Source organism: Candidatus Delongbacteria bacterium (assembly GCA_041675285.1).
In the GTDB taxonomy this organism is placed as follows: domain Bacteria; phylum CAIWAD01; class CAIWAD01; order CAIWAD01; family CAIWAD01; genus CAIWAD01.
This window is the reverse complement of record JBAYTZ010000001.1, coordinates 15,666-32,372: the sequence shown is the minus strand read 5'-3', so window position 1 is coordinate 32,372 and position 16,707 is coordinate 15,666. Positions and strand designations below refer to the sequence as shown.

The following is a 16,707-nucleotide window of genomic DNA, read 5'->3' as shown; positions in this document are numbered from 1 at the left end:
CTTGGTACCTTGCCCGTGCTTCGCGGGAGCGGTGGGCGTGGACGGTGGGTTCCGCTCGCCCGGATCCGCCAAGCGCCAACCGCGCGTGGTCTTGTAGCACAGGGAGGGGCTTTGTCACATCTGCCGCCAGCCGCCGAGGTCCGGGGTGACCCGGGCGCGAGCCTGAAATCGTCCGCCTTGAGTCCCTGGCTCTTCGTGCCCGTTCTCTACATCATGCAAGCCATCCCGTCCACGCTGGTGCGCGAAGTCTCGACCCTCGTCTTCAAGGACTTCGGTCTCCCCAACGCCACCATCGCCTTCTGGGTCAGTCTGCTCGGGCTGCCCTGGATGCTGAAACTCTTCTGGGCGCCGGCGGTGGACTTCAACTTCACCCGGCGGCGCTGGGTGCTGGCGGCCCAGGCGCTGATCGGAGCCAGCCTGGTGGCGTTGGCCGTGGCCTGGGGCCTGCCGCTCTACTTCCCCATCAGCATCGCCCTGTTCTTCGTGCTGGGGCTGGCCTCCGCCACCCACGACATCGCGCTGGACGGCCTCTACCTGCTGTCGCTTTCTCAGAAACAGCAGGCCTACTTCGTCGGCGTCCAGTCGGCCAGTTTCCGCGCCGGGCGCCTGCTCTGCACGGGCGGGCTGGTCTTCCTGGCCGGCATGCTGCAGAAGGGCGGGCAGAGCATCATCGCCAGCTGGACGGCGGTCTTCGCCGCCATCGCCGTGTTCTACGGCGCGGGAGCCGTCTACGCGCGCGTCTTCCTGCCGCGCCCGGCGGACGACCTGCCCGTGCGTTGCGCGCCGGAGTCGGTGCCGCTGCTGGTGGCCTTCACCACCTTCATCCGGCAGCAGGGCATCCTCGCCGTGCTGGCCTTTATCCTCTTCTACCGCTTCGGCGAGGCGATGGTCTCGATGATCACGCCGCTCTTCCTGCGGGACGCCGTGGCGGCGGGCGGGCTGGGCCTGTCGGTGGCGGAGGTGGGCGTCATCAACGGCGTGGCCGGCATCATCGGCATCATCCTGGGCGGCATCGCCGGCGGCGGCGTGGTGGGCCGCTACGGTCTGCGGCGGGCCTTTGTCCTGATGCTGATCAGCATGAACGCGCCCAACCTGCTCTACGTCTGGGTGGCCGCCGCGCACCCGGCGACCTGGTGGATGTACGTCGTGGCCTTCGTGGACCAGTTCGGCTACGGCTTCGGCTTCGCCGGCTACAGCGTCTACCTGATGCACGTGGCCCAGCGCGGCAACTTCCGCACCAGCCACTACGCCATCGCCACCGGCCTGGGCGCGCTGACCATCATGCTGGCCGGCATGCTCTCGGGCTACCTGCAGAGCACGCTGGGCTACGTCGGCTTCTTCGTCGCCGTCTGCCTCTGCAGCATTCCCGCGCTGCTGACCATCCTCATCATCCCCCTGGACGGCATGAAGTCCGCGGATCTGGCCGCCAGAGGTGGAGTGGATTGATCCGGCGCGTGTGTCACGCGGCCCCGCCGGTCCGCTGCGCCCCGTCCAGCACCTCCCGCAATTTGCTGGCCAGGTTGATCAGCGTGAAGGGCTTCTCCAGAAAGGGCACGCTGGGATCCAGCACGCCGTGCTGCAGGATGGATTCGTCCGTGTAGCCCGACATGTAGACGACCTGCAGGGGCCGATGGACCGCCTGCAGCCGGCGCGCCAGATAGGGCCCGCTCATGAAGGGCATGATGACGTCCGTCAACAGCACGTCAGGGCGCAGCCGCTCGCTCTCCACCAGCTCATAGGCCCGCATCGGCCCGTCGGCGCTCACGACCCGATAGGAGAGGTCCTGGAGCAGGCGCTGGCAGAGCTGCCGCAGCGTGGCGTCGTCCTCCACCAGGAGCACCAACTCGCCCTTGCCCAGCGGGGCCCGGGTCGCGGCCTTGCGGCGGGCGGCCACATGTCCGTGGACCAGTGGGAAGTAGAGCTTGAAGGTGGTGCCGCGGTTCACTTCGCTGTAGACATAGATGGAACCGCCGGACTGGTTCACGATGCCATAGACCATGGCCAGGCCCAGCCCCGTCCCGCGACCCACCTCCTTGGTCGTGAAGAAGGGTTCGAAGATGCGCTGGACCGTGGCCTCGTCCATCCCGCAGCCCGTGTCGCTCACCGCCAGCATGATGTACTTGCCGGGGCTGACGCCCACGTGCGTGTCCGTGTAACCCGCATCCAGCTCGATCCGGGCGGTCTCCAGAGTCAGCAGGCCGCCCTCCGGCATGGCGTCCCGGGCATTGACGCAGAGGTTGACGATGACCTGTTCCAGCTGGTTGGGGTCGACCTTGATGCGCACGACTTCATCCGCCAAGGCCAGGCTCAGTTCCACCGGCTCGCCCAGCAGGCGGCCCAGCAGCTTGCTGATGTTGCGGATGACCTCGTTCAGGTCGACGATCTCGGGTTGCAGCACCTGCTTGCGGCTGAAGGCCAGCAGCTGGCGCGTCAGCACCGCGGCCCGTTCGCCGGCCGCGACGATCTGCAGGACATCCTCCCGCAGGAGGTCGTTCTCCGCCAGCTCTTCCTGCAGGGCGTAGCCATAACCCAGGATCACCGTGAGGATGTTGTTGAAATCGTGGGCCACGCCGCCGGCCAGCTGCCCCACGGCCTCCAGCTTCTGGGATTGGCGCAGCTGCGCTTCCGTGGCCCTGAGGATCTCCTCGTTGTGCCGGCGTTCCGTGATGTCGATGGACATGATGAACACGCCCTCCGGCACGGGATAGATGCGCAACTCGAACCAGCCCTTGCCGCCGTCCGGGAAGGCGAACTCGTTCTCCATGTTCTGCTGGATGCGCTGTTCCAGGCAATAGCGGATGATCTGGTAGACGGGCGTCGTTTCGACGCCGGGCCAGACCTCGGCGTAGAGCTGGCCGATCATCTCCTGGGCGGAGCGGCGGTTGTGGCGCTCCGCCGTCTTGTTGATGAAGATGTAGCGCCAATCGTGGCCGATGATCTGACATCCTTCGAGCATGTGCTCCAGGACTTCCTTGTAGAAGGAGGAGGGCAGAAAAACGTCCATCTGGATCCAATCTGGAATTGAATCCAAGCAACCGCAGGTGGGGGGGGGCGATAGGGTGAGCTGTGCGACGAGCGATTCCTCGGAGCGAACAGAAATCCCTGTTTTCTTAGTGCAACCTAATATTGTTACCGTCGCAAATCAATGGCAATTCGGGTGAGGAACGCCTCGGGCAAACCCGGTCCTGCGGTTGAAGACCCACCCCTGGACCTGGGCCAGGGCCTCGCTTGGCAAGGCCGTCTGTGGCAGGACCACATGCTCGCCGCAAGGCACGAATCAGGGGCGCTCCAGCGGCCACTTTCCCGAAGTGGGCCACCGAAGCGAGGCTCAGACCGCCGGAAGCGCAGCCCGGGGATCCCGGGTCCTCCCCACCAACTCGAGAGGAATCTGGTCACCAAACTGGGACCGCCAGATCCGGTGATACACGCGCTCCTCCGCCGAGTGCAGGTTCTGGACGAACGGCTCGTCCAGCTCATCGGCGACCGCCGGATCGACCAACGCCAGCCGCGTGGCGACCAGCTCGGACGACCCGGCCCCTTCCGCAAACTTGAGCTTCGCCCGCTGCAGGATCGCCTCCGGCAGAAGGTCGGCGCAGGCGCGCCGCAGCAGGCCTTTCTCGCGGCCGCCGGGTTCAGGTGCCAGCAATCCGGCGGGCAACCGGCCCACGTAGCGCAGCAGATCCAGGTCCAGGAAAGGGACACGCGCCTCGAGGCCCCAGGCCATGGAGAGCCGGTCGCAGCGTTGCAGGTTGGTGTGCTGCAGGTCCCGGGTGATCCGCTCGAGTTCCTCGCGCAGTCCGCCGCCCGAAGCGATGGGACGGAGATAGGAATAGCCGGCGAAGAGTTCATCGGCGCCCTCGCCGGTCAGGACGACCTTGACATGCCGTGCGGCCAGACGCGCGAGGAAATAGTTGGGAACCGCCGAGCGCACCAGCGGGGCGTCGAAGGACTCCAGGGCCCGGATGACCGCCGGCAGCGCTGCTTCGACCTCGGCGGCGTCGTAGATGAGTTCATGGTGCTCCGTGCCCAGCAGGTGCGCCACAGCTCGTGCCGCCGACAGGTCGGGGGCGCCGCGCATGCCCGCCGTGAAGGAGAGCAGCCGGGGCACGTGCGGGCGCATCAGCGCGGCGACCAGACTGCTGTCCAGCCCGCCTGAGAGAAAGACGCCGACGGGCACGTCGCTCATCAGGCGCTTGACGACGGCCCGCTCCAGGCGGTGGCGGATCCCGGATTCGATCTCCGGCAGGGGCGGCGGCGCCAGCCAGGGGACCACCTGCGCGGCGCAGGCGAAGGCCCGGGGCTTCGGCAGGGGAAGCCGGCCCGGCGCCGAATTCGCGGGCAGAAAGAGGAAATGCCCCGCCGGGAGGGCTCGCAGCTCATCCATGGGCGGAAAGGCCTTGAGTTCGCTGGCGGCCAACACCAGATCGCCGGCTCGGCCATAGTAGAGCGGCTTGATCCCCAGCGGATCGCGGGCCAGCAGCAGGCCGGCCGGCCCCGCCAGCGCGAGGGCGAACATCCCATCCAGCCGGCCAAGCAAGTCTTCGCCCACCTCCTCGTAGAGATGGAGCAGCACCTCCGTGTCGGAACAGGTGCGAAACTCGTGGCGGCCGGCCAGCTCCCGCCTCAACTCCAAATGGTTGTAGATCTCACCGTTGAAGACGACCGCCAGGTCGCCCCGCTCATTGAGAATGGGTTGACGGCCGGTGGCCAGGTCGACGATCGCCAGCCGTGCCTGGGCCAGCACGCCGGGGCCGATCACCACCCGGCCCGCCTCGTCCGGACCACGGTGACGGAGCCGATCCAGCAGGACTTCCGCGAGGGTCAGGTCGGGTCTTCCCCAGACAACCGCGATGCCGCACATCCTACTGCCCGCCCGCAGCCAGGGCGGCGATCCGGCGCCGCTCCCCAAGTGGGCGCCGGGTGACGGGATTGACCGCTTCCCAGCCACCCTTCACGCAGGCCGTCACGATCGTCCCCTTCAGGTGCGGATTGCCGCGGAAGTGGGGAGCATCCAGCAGCCCGCAGCGGATCGCCCGCGTCAGCACCTCCGCATCGGCCCACGGGTCGGCGCGGTCGGAACCCAGCCGCGTGATGGCCTCCAGGATGAGGCGCGCCTCCGCGACCAGATGGCGACGGCGGGCGCGGACCCGCGGATCCCGCGCGGGATCGGGCAGCCCCTTGAGGCAGAGATCGACACTGCCCCGGGCGATGGAGCAGCTCTCGATCACCGCCTCGGCGTCGACGACGCGCCGGGCCTCGGTGAATCCCACCACGTGGAGGATCTGCGGCTTCAGCGCCATGGCCAGCGTCGTGGAGGCGGCGAGATGCCCCTTGGCGCGGTTGAAATCCGCCGGCAGGCTGGTGATGCCCGCGCGGACCTCCCGCAGGACCTGGAAGGCGGGGCCCTCCAGCTCGCCGATCAGGTCGAGCTTCGCCAGCATCTTCGCCAAATCCATCAGCGGGCTGGTGGAGGGTGGAGTGTTGTGCATCAGCTGGGCGACGTAGTGTCTCACGCCCTGCCGCTGAGCATTGTAGGCGGCCAGGAAGGCCATCGCCACCGCCAGCGCGTCGTGGGCGTCGCGCAGGCTCCACTGGTGGGACTCGTTCACCTCCACCGGCACCCCGCGCTCCGCGTAGAAGCGCATGGTGGACTGCTTCTCCAGAATCGCCTCGGGGAAGGGGACCGTGCTCCGGCCGTCCATCACGCTGTACCAGCAGAGGGGAATGGCCCCCCATGCATTGTGGATCGTCTCCAGGCTCATCTCCGCCCAGCGCTGCAGATCCCGCGTCCCGCTATAGCAGCGCAGCAGGGGGCGATTGCCGACACGCGTCGCCTCGTGGATGCGGCGGAGGTCCTCCGGACGGCGCACCGGAACGCCGCCCGCCCCGTCCTGATGGGGATCCATTTCAGTGGGGCGGAAGAAGTGCTCCTGGGCATTCTGGTCCGGCCCCAGCGAGAGGACGTCCAGGGCGCGGGCCTCAGCGATCCGTCCCGCGCCGACGATGGTGGCCTCCAGTGCGGGCTCGCCATAATGATGACGCAGCAGCGGCCGTGGCGCGCAGGCCGCCACCCGCTCCAGCAGCGTGTCGGGCCATCTCTCGGCCGCTGTGGCGGTGGTCTCGCCGCCGATGAAGGCGATCAGTTCCTCCAGCGGTTCGCTGCCGTCGAAACAGCGCTCGAAGAGTTGGAAGCGCCGCGCCATGGCCGCCACCGGCGGCGTGCCACCCAACACCCAGCGCCGCTCGCCGCCCTTCAGCCGCGCCGCCCCTTCCTCGAGGGCGCGCAGCAGTGGCACGATATCCTGGTCGGTGAGGCGATAGGAAACGGCCACCAGCGCGGGCCTCAGTTCCTGGACCCGGCGCAGCAAGGTCTCGACAGGAACCGCCGCCCCCAGCAGTTCGGAGCGCCAGCCGTGCTCCTCGCAGAGTCGGAGAAAGTGGTCCAACCCCGCCAGATGGACACATTGGCCGAGAGCGGCCCCGATCACCAGGTTGTCGCTGCTCATGGCTTGTCCTGCCCGATTCCCAGCAGGCGCAGCTGTTTCAGGCTGAGCCCGGCGATGCCCAGTGATTCCACCGTCCGGCCTTCGGCGCGGTAATCTCGCCCGTGCATGCTGGAGGCCAGGGTGATGAAGGCGTCCATGATCGGGGTGGACACGCCGAACTGGCGTCCGATCGAACTCATGGGAACCAGGCTGAACGGGACATCCTCCGTCAGATAGCGCATTTCCATCCGATGGGGAGCCAGGATCCCGTGGTAGCCGAGGTTGGCGTGGATGGCCTGGTGGAGATTCCGCCCAACGGCGTCGTAGGCCAGGTACAGCCACTCGCGCGCGCTGAAGGCCTGGATGCCCAGCGCGGCGGCGACGGCGACTCGCTCCGCATCCAGTTCCTCCAGCACGGTGGCGACGGAGGGCGTGGTGCCCTGGTAATAGAACTCGAAGTCCGCCGGGTCTTCGACCCAGCCCGCGTTCAGCAGCATCAGGGCCGGATGGAAGACCGAACCGATGTTGTTGAAGCTCGTTTTGAAGATATTGTCACCGGGAACGAACTGGGGAAAGGCCCGGCGCACCAGGTCCAGACAGCGAGGAATGCGGTGCGCACGCACGGTGGCCAGCGGAATGGAGTTCTTGATGCGGAAGATCCGCGCCTGCCCCGGGCCAATGACGCGGCTGGCATAGAGGAACGTCTGCGTCTCGGCGAGGGTGACATCCGCTGTGCAACCCTGCGAGCGCAGTTCCTGCCCGAATGCCAGCGCGCCGAAGGTTCGGCCAGGGTTGATCACGATAGTCTGGCCGTCCCGCAAATGGGGAGCGCACTGCCTGGCGATGAACTCGTGGGCGTTGGCCGGCACGACGACCATGATCACGTCGACGTCCTCGAGCAAGTCTCCCACCTGGTCCGACACCGCAGTGACCGGACCGAAGCCACTCAACTCATCGCCGCCCAGTTCAACGCCGCCCCGAACCTGGACGGCCTCCAGCCTGGCCAGCGTGCGGTTGAAGAGACGGACGTCGAAACCCATCAGGCCCAGATGGCCGGCCATGGCCAGTCCGCCGTGGCCAGCTCCCATGACACAGAAGACAGGGCGTGGATGGGACATGGCGGCTCTCCTGGTTTTCACGGGCGCCCGGCGGACCAGCGGACCGACTCGCGTGGGTTGTCGGATGCGGCTGCGTCCACAGCGACCGGTACATGGTGCGGCGCCGGGACCGGCATACGACCCGCAGGTGGGGAAAGGGGAGCCACGCCAAGGGTTTGCGATCGTGCGATCAGCGGCCTGGGCGTGCTCCGAGAGTCCTGCGGCCCTGATGGGACTACCCCTGCCTCTTGGATTCTGCGAGTCGCAGATGATCGAACGCGTAGGTCCGTCCACCTGAAGCCTGTGCTTGATGGTGACGGGAGTGTATTGGAATTTGGGGTTTCAGTCAAGTTTGACGATTCAGTCATTTTGAGGCGACGATGACAGTGGACCGACGGGCGCGCAAGCGCGAGCAGACACGACAGGCCCTGCTGGAGAGCGCCTTGACCCTCTTCGCGAATCGCGGGATCTACCAGCCCTCGTTGGAGGAAATCACCGCACGGGCGGATCTGGGCAAGGGGACATTCTACCAGTACTTCCCATCCCGGGAGGCCTTGATCGCCGCTCTGGTCGGCGCGGGGATCGACGCCCTGCTGGCGCGACTCGGCCCACCTCCAGTAGGGGGTGGGACCGCTCCTGGACTTCTGCTGGACGAGCACCAGGCCTTTTTCAACGAACGTCCGGAGGTCCTCCTCCTGCTCCACCAGGCGCGCGGTTGGCTGAAACTGCCGGAGCGGCGGAGCGCCATCCAGGCGGAGTTCGCCCGCTACATCGATGGCCTGGCGGCGCACTTGGGCGGGGAGTCGGCCCACGAGGACGCGGTGGGCCTGGGGGGCTTCATCGCGGGTACGCTCTCCTTCGAGCGCATCCTGGAGATTCCCTCGCAATCACTGAGGGCGCGAACCATGCGGCTCTGCGGTCTGGCCACGCGGGACTGACCGGGCCGGTCACGGACCAGAGGGTGAGTCCTGGCCGTGTTAGGCGACACGTTTCGCCGGGCCGCATCCACGAAGCGCGTGTCCATCGGTGCTCCGCTGGATTGACCCGCCCCGGTGGTTGTGACATGGCCAATCCGCGCTGCCGAATGACAGGCCGTTCGTGTGGTGGATATATCCAGGCGCCGGCGTTCCAGAGATCGGGATGGCGACTACTTCAAGAGCAGAAGCCGCTTGGTCTCCAGTAGGTCCGGCCCGCTCAGCCGCAGCAGATAGACGCCGCTGGCCAATTCGTCGGCGTTCAGGCGCAGCGAATGAGGGCCCGCCGCCTGCGGGCCGGCCGCCAGGACTCGCACCAGGCGGCCCTGCAGATCGAACAACTCCAGCCGCGCCTCCGCGGCCGCGGGCAGCTCCCAACTCAGGGTCGTGGAGGGATTGAAGGGATTGGGCACGGCGTCGTAGAGGCGGAACACGCCGGGGCGCAGCGGTTCCACGGCCAGGAAACCCAGTTCCCAGATGCAGTCCGCGCCGGCGGCGTTCCACGTGCTGCTGCCGTCGCTCACCTCCAGATGGAGCTGGAGATCCTGCGTGGTCCAGTCGCTCAAGCTGAAGCCGGGGGCGCTGGCGGCGGACCAGCTGGGGCCCTGGATCTGACCGCTCCATTCCAGCTCGTCACCGATCCAGATCGAGGCGCTCAGCGTGCCGGCGCCCAGATGCTCAAGCTGCAGGCCGACGGCGCCGGCCTCCCAGTCCGGCACGAAGCCCGTGTTCGATCCCGGCAGATGCCCCAGGACCTCCACGAGTCCGCAGGCCGACTCCGGGCCGGTCAGGGGCGTGACACCCACCGCCGCCGCGCTCAGCGGCAGGTCCGCGCAGGAGCCGCCCGTGTCGAGCAGACAGCCGAAGGTGCCGGCCGCCGGGCTCTGGAACTGCAGCTCCACCTGCTGGGACTGCCCGGGCGTCAGGCTGTAGGTCGCGCCGGCTGTGATCGTGAACGGGGGACAGCCCGCGCTGACGGTGCCGCTGAGCGTGCCGCCGCCCACGTTGGTGATGCTGAAACTGCGTGTCACAATCGTGCCGGGCAGGACAGCCCCGAAGTCGAGGGCGGCGACATCCAGCTGGCAGGTGGGCGGCAGCGCCCCGAAGGTGAGCGTGCCGCTGCCGCGCTGCACGCTGGGCAGGCCCTCGTTGTAGGTGAAGGCCGGCAGCTGCAGCTGGGCCGTCTGCCCGTTGGGCGCGGCGGCGTCCACCAGGAAGCGCAGGAAGACCAGCTGGCTGCCTGCGCCGGCCAGCGCCGGGCCCGCGGCCGCGGCCTGCACCACGCCACTGGTCTCGTCCCAGCTCACCTCCGTCCAGGCCGCGCTGAGCGAGCCCGCCGTCTCCAGGCCGTCGAACTGCAGCCAGGTGGTGGGATAGCTGAGGCGGAACTGCCAGGCCGTCACGGCGAACTCGCCGAGCGCTCCCGTGTTCAAGGGCACCAGGAGCGTGCTCCCCGCCGGCGCTCCTTGGCTGGCCGGCGCCACGCTCAGATCGTGGACGTGGTAGACGCCGGTGGTGTCGCCGACGCCCAGCGGATCCAGCGCGATGATGCGCGTGTCACCGCCGGAGAGCGCCGTGACCTGTCCCGTCGCGCTCACGCTGGCCACGGCCGGGTCCGTGCTGGTCCACTCGACGCTGCCGTTGGGCGTGCCCTGGATCGTCACCTGCTGGGTCTGGCCGCGCAGGATGCTGGCCGTCGCCGGGCTCAGGGTGAAACTCGAAGTGGCGCTGAACTGGGCCTGCACGGTGGACGTGCGGGTCAGCCAGTCCTCGTCCAGGTGGATGTCGCTCAGCGTCAGCGTGCTGTTGAAGGCTGCGCCCACGCTGCTGGCGACCTGCAGAACCAGCAGCTGGCCCGCGCCGGTGACCGCGGCGCCGCCCGGAGCCGCGGCCGCGAACTGGACCAGATTCCCCGTCTGGGTGAACTGGACGTCCCAGTCCGCGAGCAGGCCCTCCGTCAGCTCCAGCGTCACGGCCGTCAAGCGCGCGCTGCCCAGGTTCAGCGAGAACTCCGCGCTGGAAAAGGCCGCCCCGGTGGGGTTCTGCAACACCAGGACCAGGGGGCGGGTCTGCCCCGCCTGCCCGCTCAGTGCCTGCGCCTGCAGGTGGAAGGTGTGGATCAGGATCTCCGGACCCGTGCCGACGCGCCCGCCGCCATCCGCCACCTGGACGCGGTTGGCGCCCTGGGACAAGGCGGTGAAGAGGCCGCCCGCGCTCACCTGGCCGGAGAGCGGATCCGCCACGCTCCAGGTCAAGGGTGGCGTGGGCGCGCCACCGGCCGTGTACTGGACGGTCTCGCCCGGCAGCAGGCTGGCCGCCGTCGCCGGCGAGACGGGGATGACTTGCGGCACGATGTGCGTGAAGGTGCCCTGGCTGAGCACGGGAACGGGATCCCCCTCATTCAGCCGCGCGAAGGGAATCGCCAGCGTGCCCGAACCCTGGATCTGCACCTGGATCAAGGCCAGCGTGCCTGTGCCTGTCATGGGCGACGCGCTGGCGGCGGCCAGCTGGATGCCGTCGCCCTCCGCCTCCCAGGCCAGTTCGGCGCCCCAGTCCGCCAGCAGGGTGCCGGCGGTGTTCAGACCCGTCACCAGCCAGTTGGTGGGGAAGTCCAGCTCCACCGTCAGCGCGTGGATCTGCTCCGGCGCGCCGAACGAGGCCTCAAGGGGAATCTCCAGCACGGTTCCATTGGGCGCCGTCACGGTTTGGGACACGGTGCCCAGGCTGGCTCCCCGCGCGGCCGGGACCAGGCCCAGCAGCACGGGAAGCAGAGTGAGGAGGAGGATGGGCTTCATCGTCGCTCCTTACTTCAGCAGGGTGATGCGTTGCACGGCCCGATGGCGCGCGCCGTCCACCGTCAGCAGATACACGCCACTGGCCGCGCCCGTGCCGGCGGCCGTGTCGCCGTCCCAGCGCAGCGCATGGCTGCCGGCCGGCAACACGCCCTGGTAGATCTCCCGCACCAGCTGTCCGGCGATGTTATGGACCCGCACGCGGACGCGCTCGGCCTGGGGCAGGTCCAGCCGCAGGTGCGTGGTTGGATTGAAGGGATTGGGCGCCGCGGGATGCAGCCGGAACTGCGCGGGCAGGGTCGCGACCAGCGCCGTCGACTCCAGCTCGAAGGGCTGGTCGTTGACCACGAAGCGGCGCGCGACCAGGGCCGGCGGATCGACTCCACCCACCCGCACGCGCAGCTCCAGACCGCCCGGGAGCGGCGCGGTCTGCGCGGCCAGCGCCACTCGCAGCAGACCGTCCGTGACGCGCCAAGTGGTGGCGAAGGGCGTGGCGCCGTCAGTTTGCACGTCCAGCACCTCCAGCGAGTTCGGCGGGAAGGCCGCCTCCAGCTGGAACCCGCGCAGCTGGTTCTCGCCCTCAAGCCGGAAGCTCACCCACCATTCGCCCGCGCCGCCGGCGGCGACGGAGGCGCTGAGTTCGCTCGCCGGATCGAAGGGCTCGCCCGGATAGTCGTTCAACTCGCCGGGGAAGGTGGTCTCCGCGCCCACCACCCACTGCAGGATGTAGTGGGCGTCCACGGCGTTCACGCCGCCCGCGGCGGTCACGTCCGCCAGAGCCAATTGAGCGGCGTCCAGCGGATTGGCCACGGGATCCGCCAGCCAGGCCAGGATCAGCGAGGCGTCGAAGGCCTGCACCTCGCCGTTCAGGCTCACGTCGCCCAGCACGGGGTGCAGCAGGGAGCCCGCCCAGGGCTGGTAGTCGACGTAGTTGCTGACGGCGTCGCCCGCGCCCAGGGGATTGTAGAGGCCGCCGGAGCCCGTGTCGTCGCTGGCGTCCAGCGGGCCGCTCGCGTCGCCCCACCAGCAGTCCTCGGCGTTGATGGGGAGCGCCGGATTGCTGTTGACCAGGCCGCGCTGGGCGTTGCGGTAGAAGTCGCAGTCGCTGAAGACGGGCGCCGAGCTGCCCGTGCACGAGACGCCCGTGTTGCCGTCGCGGAACACGCAGTGGCTGAGGGTCGGGCTGGCCGTTTGGATCTCCACCATGCCGCGCGTGCTGCCGCTGCCGCCCCAGGCGAAGACGCAGTGTTCCAGGCTGCAGAGCGCGTCCCAGCTCTCGTTGTAGAAGTACAGGGTGAAGCTCGACTCGCCGGTCACGGGCGCCGTGGCGTTGCCGTCCGTGTTGGTGTCGCCGCCGTAGAAGTCGTCCTCGATGTAGGTGAAGACGATCTGCTGGTCGGGGTCCGCTCCGCCCGCGGCCTGCAGGCCCTTGTAGACGATGATGCTGCGCCCGGAGATCGACTTCAGCACCACGCCGGGCTCGATGCTCATGATCGAGCTGGAGCCCACGGCCAGGTTCTCGCCCAGGATGTAGACCAGGTTCTCCAGGTTGGCCGCGCTCTCGCGGCGCATGGTGATGTTCTGCGCCAGGGTCTCGCCCTTGATGTAGACGCCGTTGTAGCGGTTGTCCGGCCCGAAGGTCGTGTCTAGGTAGTCGGCGTCCGTCACCAGCGACTGCTTGACCGTCGCCGTCGTGGAGTGGTCGATGAGCAGGTTGTGCAGGACGGCGGGCGAATTCCCGTTGAGGAAGAGGCCGTAGGTGTTGTGCTCGAAGACGCAGTTCGTCAGCGTGGGGGCGGCGCTGACGCACTCGACGGCCTCGCTGGCGTAGTTCACGACGACGTCCTCCAGCAGGCAGGCCCCGTCCGCCGCGATGTCCTGGAAATCGATTCCACTCCAATTGCCCGCCGCCGGCGTGCTGGCGTTGCCGTCGTTCTCCGTGTCCAGCGGATTGCCCACGCTGTCGTCGCGCAGACTGGTCAGGATCGCGCCCTCGATGCCCAGCGAACCGTTGACCGTGAGCGTGCCGCCCAGCGACTTCAGCACCACCCCGGGCGCGATGTCGAGGTGCGTGGTGGTGTTCACGATGAGGTTGCCGGCCAGGTGATAGCTGATGTTCGTGTAGCCGCCGAAGTCCCGCGGCAGGATCTGCTTGTCCACGCTGATGGTCTCGGGCACCAGCTCGATGGCCGCGACGCCCGTGTTGAAGAGCTGGTTGTCCGCGAAGACGGGGTTGGCCAGCACCGAGAGATAGACGGGCGTGCGGGTCACGTTGACCAAGGTGTTGTCGTGGAACTCCGGCCGGGAGTCTCCGCGCAGCTCCAGGCCCCAGTGGACATTGGTGATCTCGCAGTTGCGGATGACCGGGCTGGCCGTGTTCAGCGTGATCTGGCCGCGCCAGTAGCCGGTGTTGCAGCCGAAGCGGATGATCGTGTGCTCGAGCAGGCTGTTCTCGCTGTCGCTGTCCTCGTCGTAGCGCAGGATGCCCCAGTTGCCCACGGCCGGGCTGGTGGCCGAGCCGTCGCCGTTGGTGTCGCCGCCCACGGCGTCGTCGCGCACGCTGGTCAGCACGACGGGATTGCCCGCGCTGCCGATGGAGTTGAGGATGCCGTGGACGACGATGCCGCCGTAGGTGAGGAACTTGGCGGTCACGCCCTCCTCCAGGATCAGGCTGCCGCCCACGTCGATGGTGAAGGTGTTGAGGAAGAGGTAGGTGAAGTTCACCACGCCGGCCACGTCGCGCTGCTCCAGCACGGCCACCTGGCTGAGCGGCTCGCTGATGATGCCCAGGGCGAAGTAGCCGTTGTTGCTGAAGACGTTGTTGAAGTCCAGGACGGGGTCGGAAGTCACGCTCATGTAGATGGGCGTGGACGTGCAGTTCTGGATCGTGCAGTCGTCCACCAGGGGCGTGGAGTTGCCGCGCGCCGAGACCCCGTAGTAGCAGGCCGAGAACAGGCAGTGCTGGATGGAAGGCCCGCTGGCCTCGCAGCGCACGGCGCCGTCGGCATAAGAGCCGCCGTAGAGGATCTGGCAGCGCTCCAGCAGGCAGTTCACGTCGTCGGCGCTGGGCAGGAAGTTCAGGCTGCCCCAGTCCGCGGCCGTCGGGTTGTCGCCGTTGCCGTTGTTGTTGGTGTCCCCCGGCTGACCGGCGTTGTCGTCCTTGAGCGAGGTGAAGACGACGGGCTCCGTCAGCGTGCCGACGGCGTCCAGGCCGCCCGCCACGTGGATGTCCACGCTGGCCGAGAGGAACTTCAACACCACGCCGGGATCGAAACTGAGCTGGGTGCCGGACTCCACTGTCAAATCCTCTTCCAGCAGATAGGTGATGTTGGCGTAGCCGGCCAGGGCGCGCGGGCTGACGGTGCTGCTGGTGCCCAGACCTTCGCCCATCAGGCCCAGGGCCGTGTTGGTGTTGTTGCCGAAGACGATGTTCGAGAAGCTCGGGTTCGAGGCCACGGACATGCAGATGGGCGTGCGGTCGTGGTTGGCGAAGGAGCAGGCGTCCACGCCCGGCGCCGAATTGCCGGACACCAGCAGGCCGTGGGCGCCGTTGGTGTAGAAGTCCAGGTGGCTGAGCGTGCCGGCGGAGTTGTGCAGCATCAGCGCGGCGGAGCGGTAGTAGCCGTCGTAGTAGATGTGCCAGGAACCGCCCGCGTAGCGCAGGTTGGTCCAGCTCAGGTTGGCCGTGCCGTCCTGGATGAAGACGCCGCGCCAGTCCGCGTCGTCCGGCGCCGTGATGCTGCCGTCGTTGTTGGTGTCCGCCGGGTTGCCGAAGAGGTCGTCCTTGGCGGAGGTGATGGTCACCGGCTCGGCCGGGCTGCCGTTGACCAGCAGGGTGCCGTTGACGGTCAGGCCGTTGTAGTAGCTGTTGAACTTCACCACGACGCCCGCGTCGATGGTCAGGGTGCGCCCCGCGGGCACGGTCACGTTGCCGTAGCACAAGTAGGTCACGTTGGGCACGCTGCTGAAACTGCGCTGCGGCAGGTGGCCGTCCGCGGCCAGTGTCTCACCGATGATGCCGATGGCGTCGTAGCCGTTGTTGGAGGTGGAGAAATCGTTGGCCGTCATCACCGGGTTGGCCGAGAGGCTCATGTAGATGGGCGTGTTGGTGGCCACGGCGAAACTGCAGTTGGCGATGGTGGGCGCCGAGGTTCCCGTCATGTGGACGGGGTAGTGCGAGTTGCTCAGCGTGCAGAAGCTGATGGTCGGACCCGCGTTGACCAGGTAGAGCGCGCTGTTGCCGAAGCGCACCGTCGTGTGCGCCAGGACGCAGGAGGCGTCCAGCGAGCCGTCGTTGAACTGGATCGACGCCCAGTTGCCCGCCGCCGGGCTGGTGGCGGAGCCGTCGCCGTTGGAATCGCCGAAGAGGTTGTCGTCGGTGATGCTGGTGATCAGGTTGGGATTCAGCGCCGTGCCGTTGGATTGGAAACTGCCGTCGACGACGATGCTGCGCGAGCCGCCCAGCTTGAGGGCCACGCCCGGGTTCAGCACCAGGCTGCGCGTGGCGGGCACCGTGACCGAATTGGGAAAGTGGTAGGCCACGTCCGCCGCATCCAGGGTCAGGTTGGCCGTCAGGCTGCTGAAGGAGCAGTAGATCTGCGGCAGGGTGTTGGAGGCCAGGCTGACCGTGCCCGTCAGATCCAGCGCGACGTCGCCCGTGGACAAGTGCACGGGCCGGTTGCAGGAGAGCACGCTCAGGTTCTGGGCGTTGACCGCCGCGCCGCTGGCGAGCAGCAGGCCGTCCGTGGCGCTCTGCTGGATCGTGCACTGCTGCAGGTTGACGGTGGACCCGCTGGCCTGGACGGCGCCGTAGGAGGCCGAGGAGCCGCCCCCGGAGATGTCCGTGTATTGCAGGGTGGAGGGCGTCGCCCCCAGGAAGCGCAGGGCCTGCCACTGGCCGGGCGTGCTGGCGGGCCCGGCGATGGTCACCCGCGAGCCGGCTGTGCCGTTCGACTGCAGGGCGCCGTTGAAGACCATGGAAAAGTTGCCGTCGAAGATCACGCTCACCCCCGCGTTGATGGTGAGGGTGACGCCGGGATTGACCGTGACGGCGGCCGTGACGTGCCAGGGCGAGCCCGCCAGGTCCAGGGTGGTGTTGGCGGCGATGGTGCCGGAGATGTTCGTGGCGCCCGCCGTCAGGGCCTGCGCCAGCAGCGCGCCCAGGGCTGCCAGCCAAAAATTGCGCGGTGTGTGCATCGGATCCCCCGCTTCTATCGAATTGTGCTTGTGTGATGGCGTGTGTGTTACGGAAAGAAGTGTGGCATTCGCGGGGTCCTCAGCGACGTGCCCGCGGCCACCTGAACCGGTTTTAGTTCCGACAAGCCCCGCGTCTACTTCGCTCCGGCATCGCGATTTTGGG

The 16,707-nt window shown here is 68.0% G+C and carries 8 protein-coding genes; 2 read left to right on the top strand and 6 right to left on the bottom strand.

The window, feature by feature from the left end:
* The first annotated feature begins 111 nt into the window (after positions 1–111).
* Positions 112–1,446, top strand: coding sequence for an MFS transporter (locus WC326_00085; protein ID MFA7329447.1), 1,335 nt, complete (start codon positions 112–114; stop codon positions 1,444–1,446).
* Between the two features lie 13 nt (positions 1,447–1,459).
* Here the strand turns inward: WC326_00085 and WC326_00080 are convergent, their stop codons facing one another.
* The 4 genes from WC326_00080 to WC326_00065 form a co-directional block, all read right to left on the bottom strand.
* Positions 1,460–3,004, bottom strand: coding sequence for an ATP-binding protein (locus tag WC326_00080; protein ID MFA7329446.1), 1,545 nt, complete (start codon positions 3,002–3,004; stop codon positions 1,460–1,462).
* Between the two features lie 324 nt (positions 3,005–3,328).
* Positions 3,329–4,861: an asparagine synthase-related protein gene (locus WC326_00075; GenBank protein ID MFA7329445.1), complete on the bottom strand. Its 1,533-nt coding sequence runs from the start codon at positions 4,859–4,861 to the stop codon at positions 3,329–3,331.
* 1 nt (position 4,862) lies between these two features.
* Positions 4,863–6,506, bottom strand: coding sequence for a cobalamin B12-binding domain-containing protein (locus WC326_00070; GenBank protein MFA7329444.1), 1,644 nt, complete (start codon positions 6,504–6,506; stop codon positions 4,863–4,865).
* Positions 6,503–7,603, bottom strand: a complete 1,101-nt coding sequence (locus WC326_00065; GenBank protein ID MFA7329443.1) for an NAD/NADP octopine/nopaline dehydrogenase family protein — start codon at positions 7,601–7,603, stop codon at positions 6,503–6,505. The genes WC326_00070 and WC326_00065 overlap by 4 nt, the downstream gene beginning before the upstream one ends.
* A 359-nt stretch (positions 7,604–7,962) precedes the next feature.
* Between WC326_00065 and WC326_00060 the strand changes: the two genes are divergently transcribed.
* Positions 7,963–8,520, top strand: a complete 558-nt coding sequence (locus tag WC326_00060; protein MFA7329442.1) for a TetR/AcrR family transcriptional regulator — start codon at positions 7,963–7,965, stop codon at positions 8,518–8,520.
* 209 nt (positions 8,521–8,729) lie between these two features.
* Here WC326_00060 and WC326_00055 read toward each other — a convergent pair whose 3' ends face one another.
* Both WC326_00055 and WC326_00050 read right to left on the bottom strand, forming a co-directional pair.
* Positions 8,730–11,351, bottom strand: a complete 2,622-nt coding sequence (locus WC326_00055) for an Ig-like domain-containing protein (protein ID MFA7329441.1) — start codon at positions 11,349–11,351, stop codon at positions 8,730–8,732.
* A gap of 9 nt (positions 11,352–11,360) precedes the next feature.
* The gene (locus tag WC326_00050) at positions 11,361–16,544 is read right to left on the bottom strand and encodes a right-handed parallel beta-helix repeat-containing protein (protein MFA7329440.1); all 5,184 of its coding nucleotides are present in this window, start codon (positions 16,542–16,544) and stop codon (positions 11,361–11,363) included.
* Positions 16,545–16,707 lie beyond the last annotated feature (163 nt).

Coding starts and splice junctions, on each gene's coding strand:
- WC326_00080 (MFA7329446.1), bottom strand. CDS start 3,004: ATGGACGTTTTTCTGCCCTCCTCCTTCTACAAGGAAGTCCTGGAGCAC.
- WC326_00075 (MFA7329445.1), bottom strand. CDS start 4,861: ATGTGCGGCATCGCGGTTGTCTGGGGAAGACCCGACCTGACCCTCGCG.
- WC326_00050 (MFA7329440.1), bottom strand. CDS start 16,544: ATGCACACACCGCGCAATTTTTGGCTGGCAGCCCTGGGCGCGCTGCTG.
- WC326_00060 (MFA7329442.1), top strand. CDS start 7,963: ATGACAGTGGACCGACGGGCGCGCAAGCGCGAGCAGACACGACAGGCC.
- WC326_00065 (MFA7329443.1), bottom strand. CDS start 7,603: ATGTCCCATCCACGCCCTGTCTTCTGTGTCATGGGAGCTGGCCACGGC.
- WC326_00055 (MFA7329441.1), bottom strand. CDS start 11,351: ATGAAGCCCATCCTCCTCCTCACTCTGCTTCCCGTGCTGCTGGGCCTG.
- WC326_00070 (MFA7329444.1), bottom strand. CDS start 6,506: ATGAGCAGCGACAACCTGGTGATCGGGGCCGCTCTCGGCCAATGTGTC.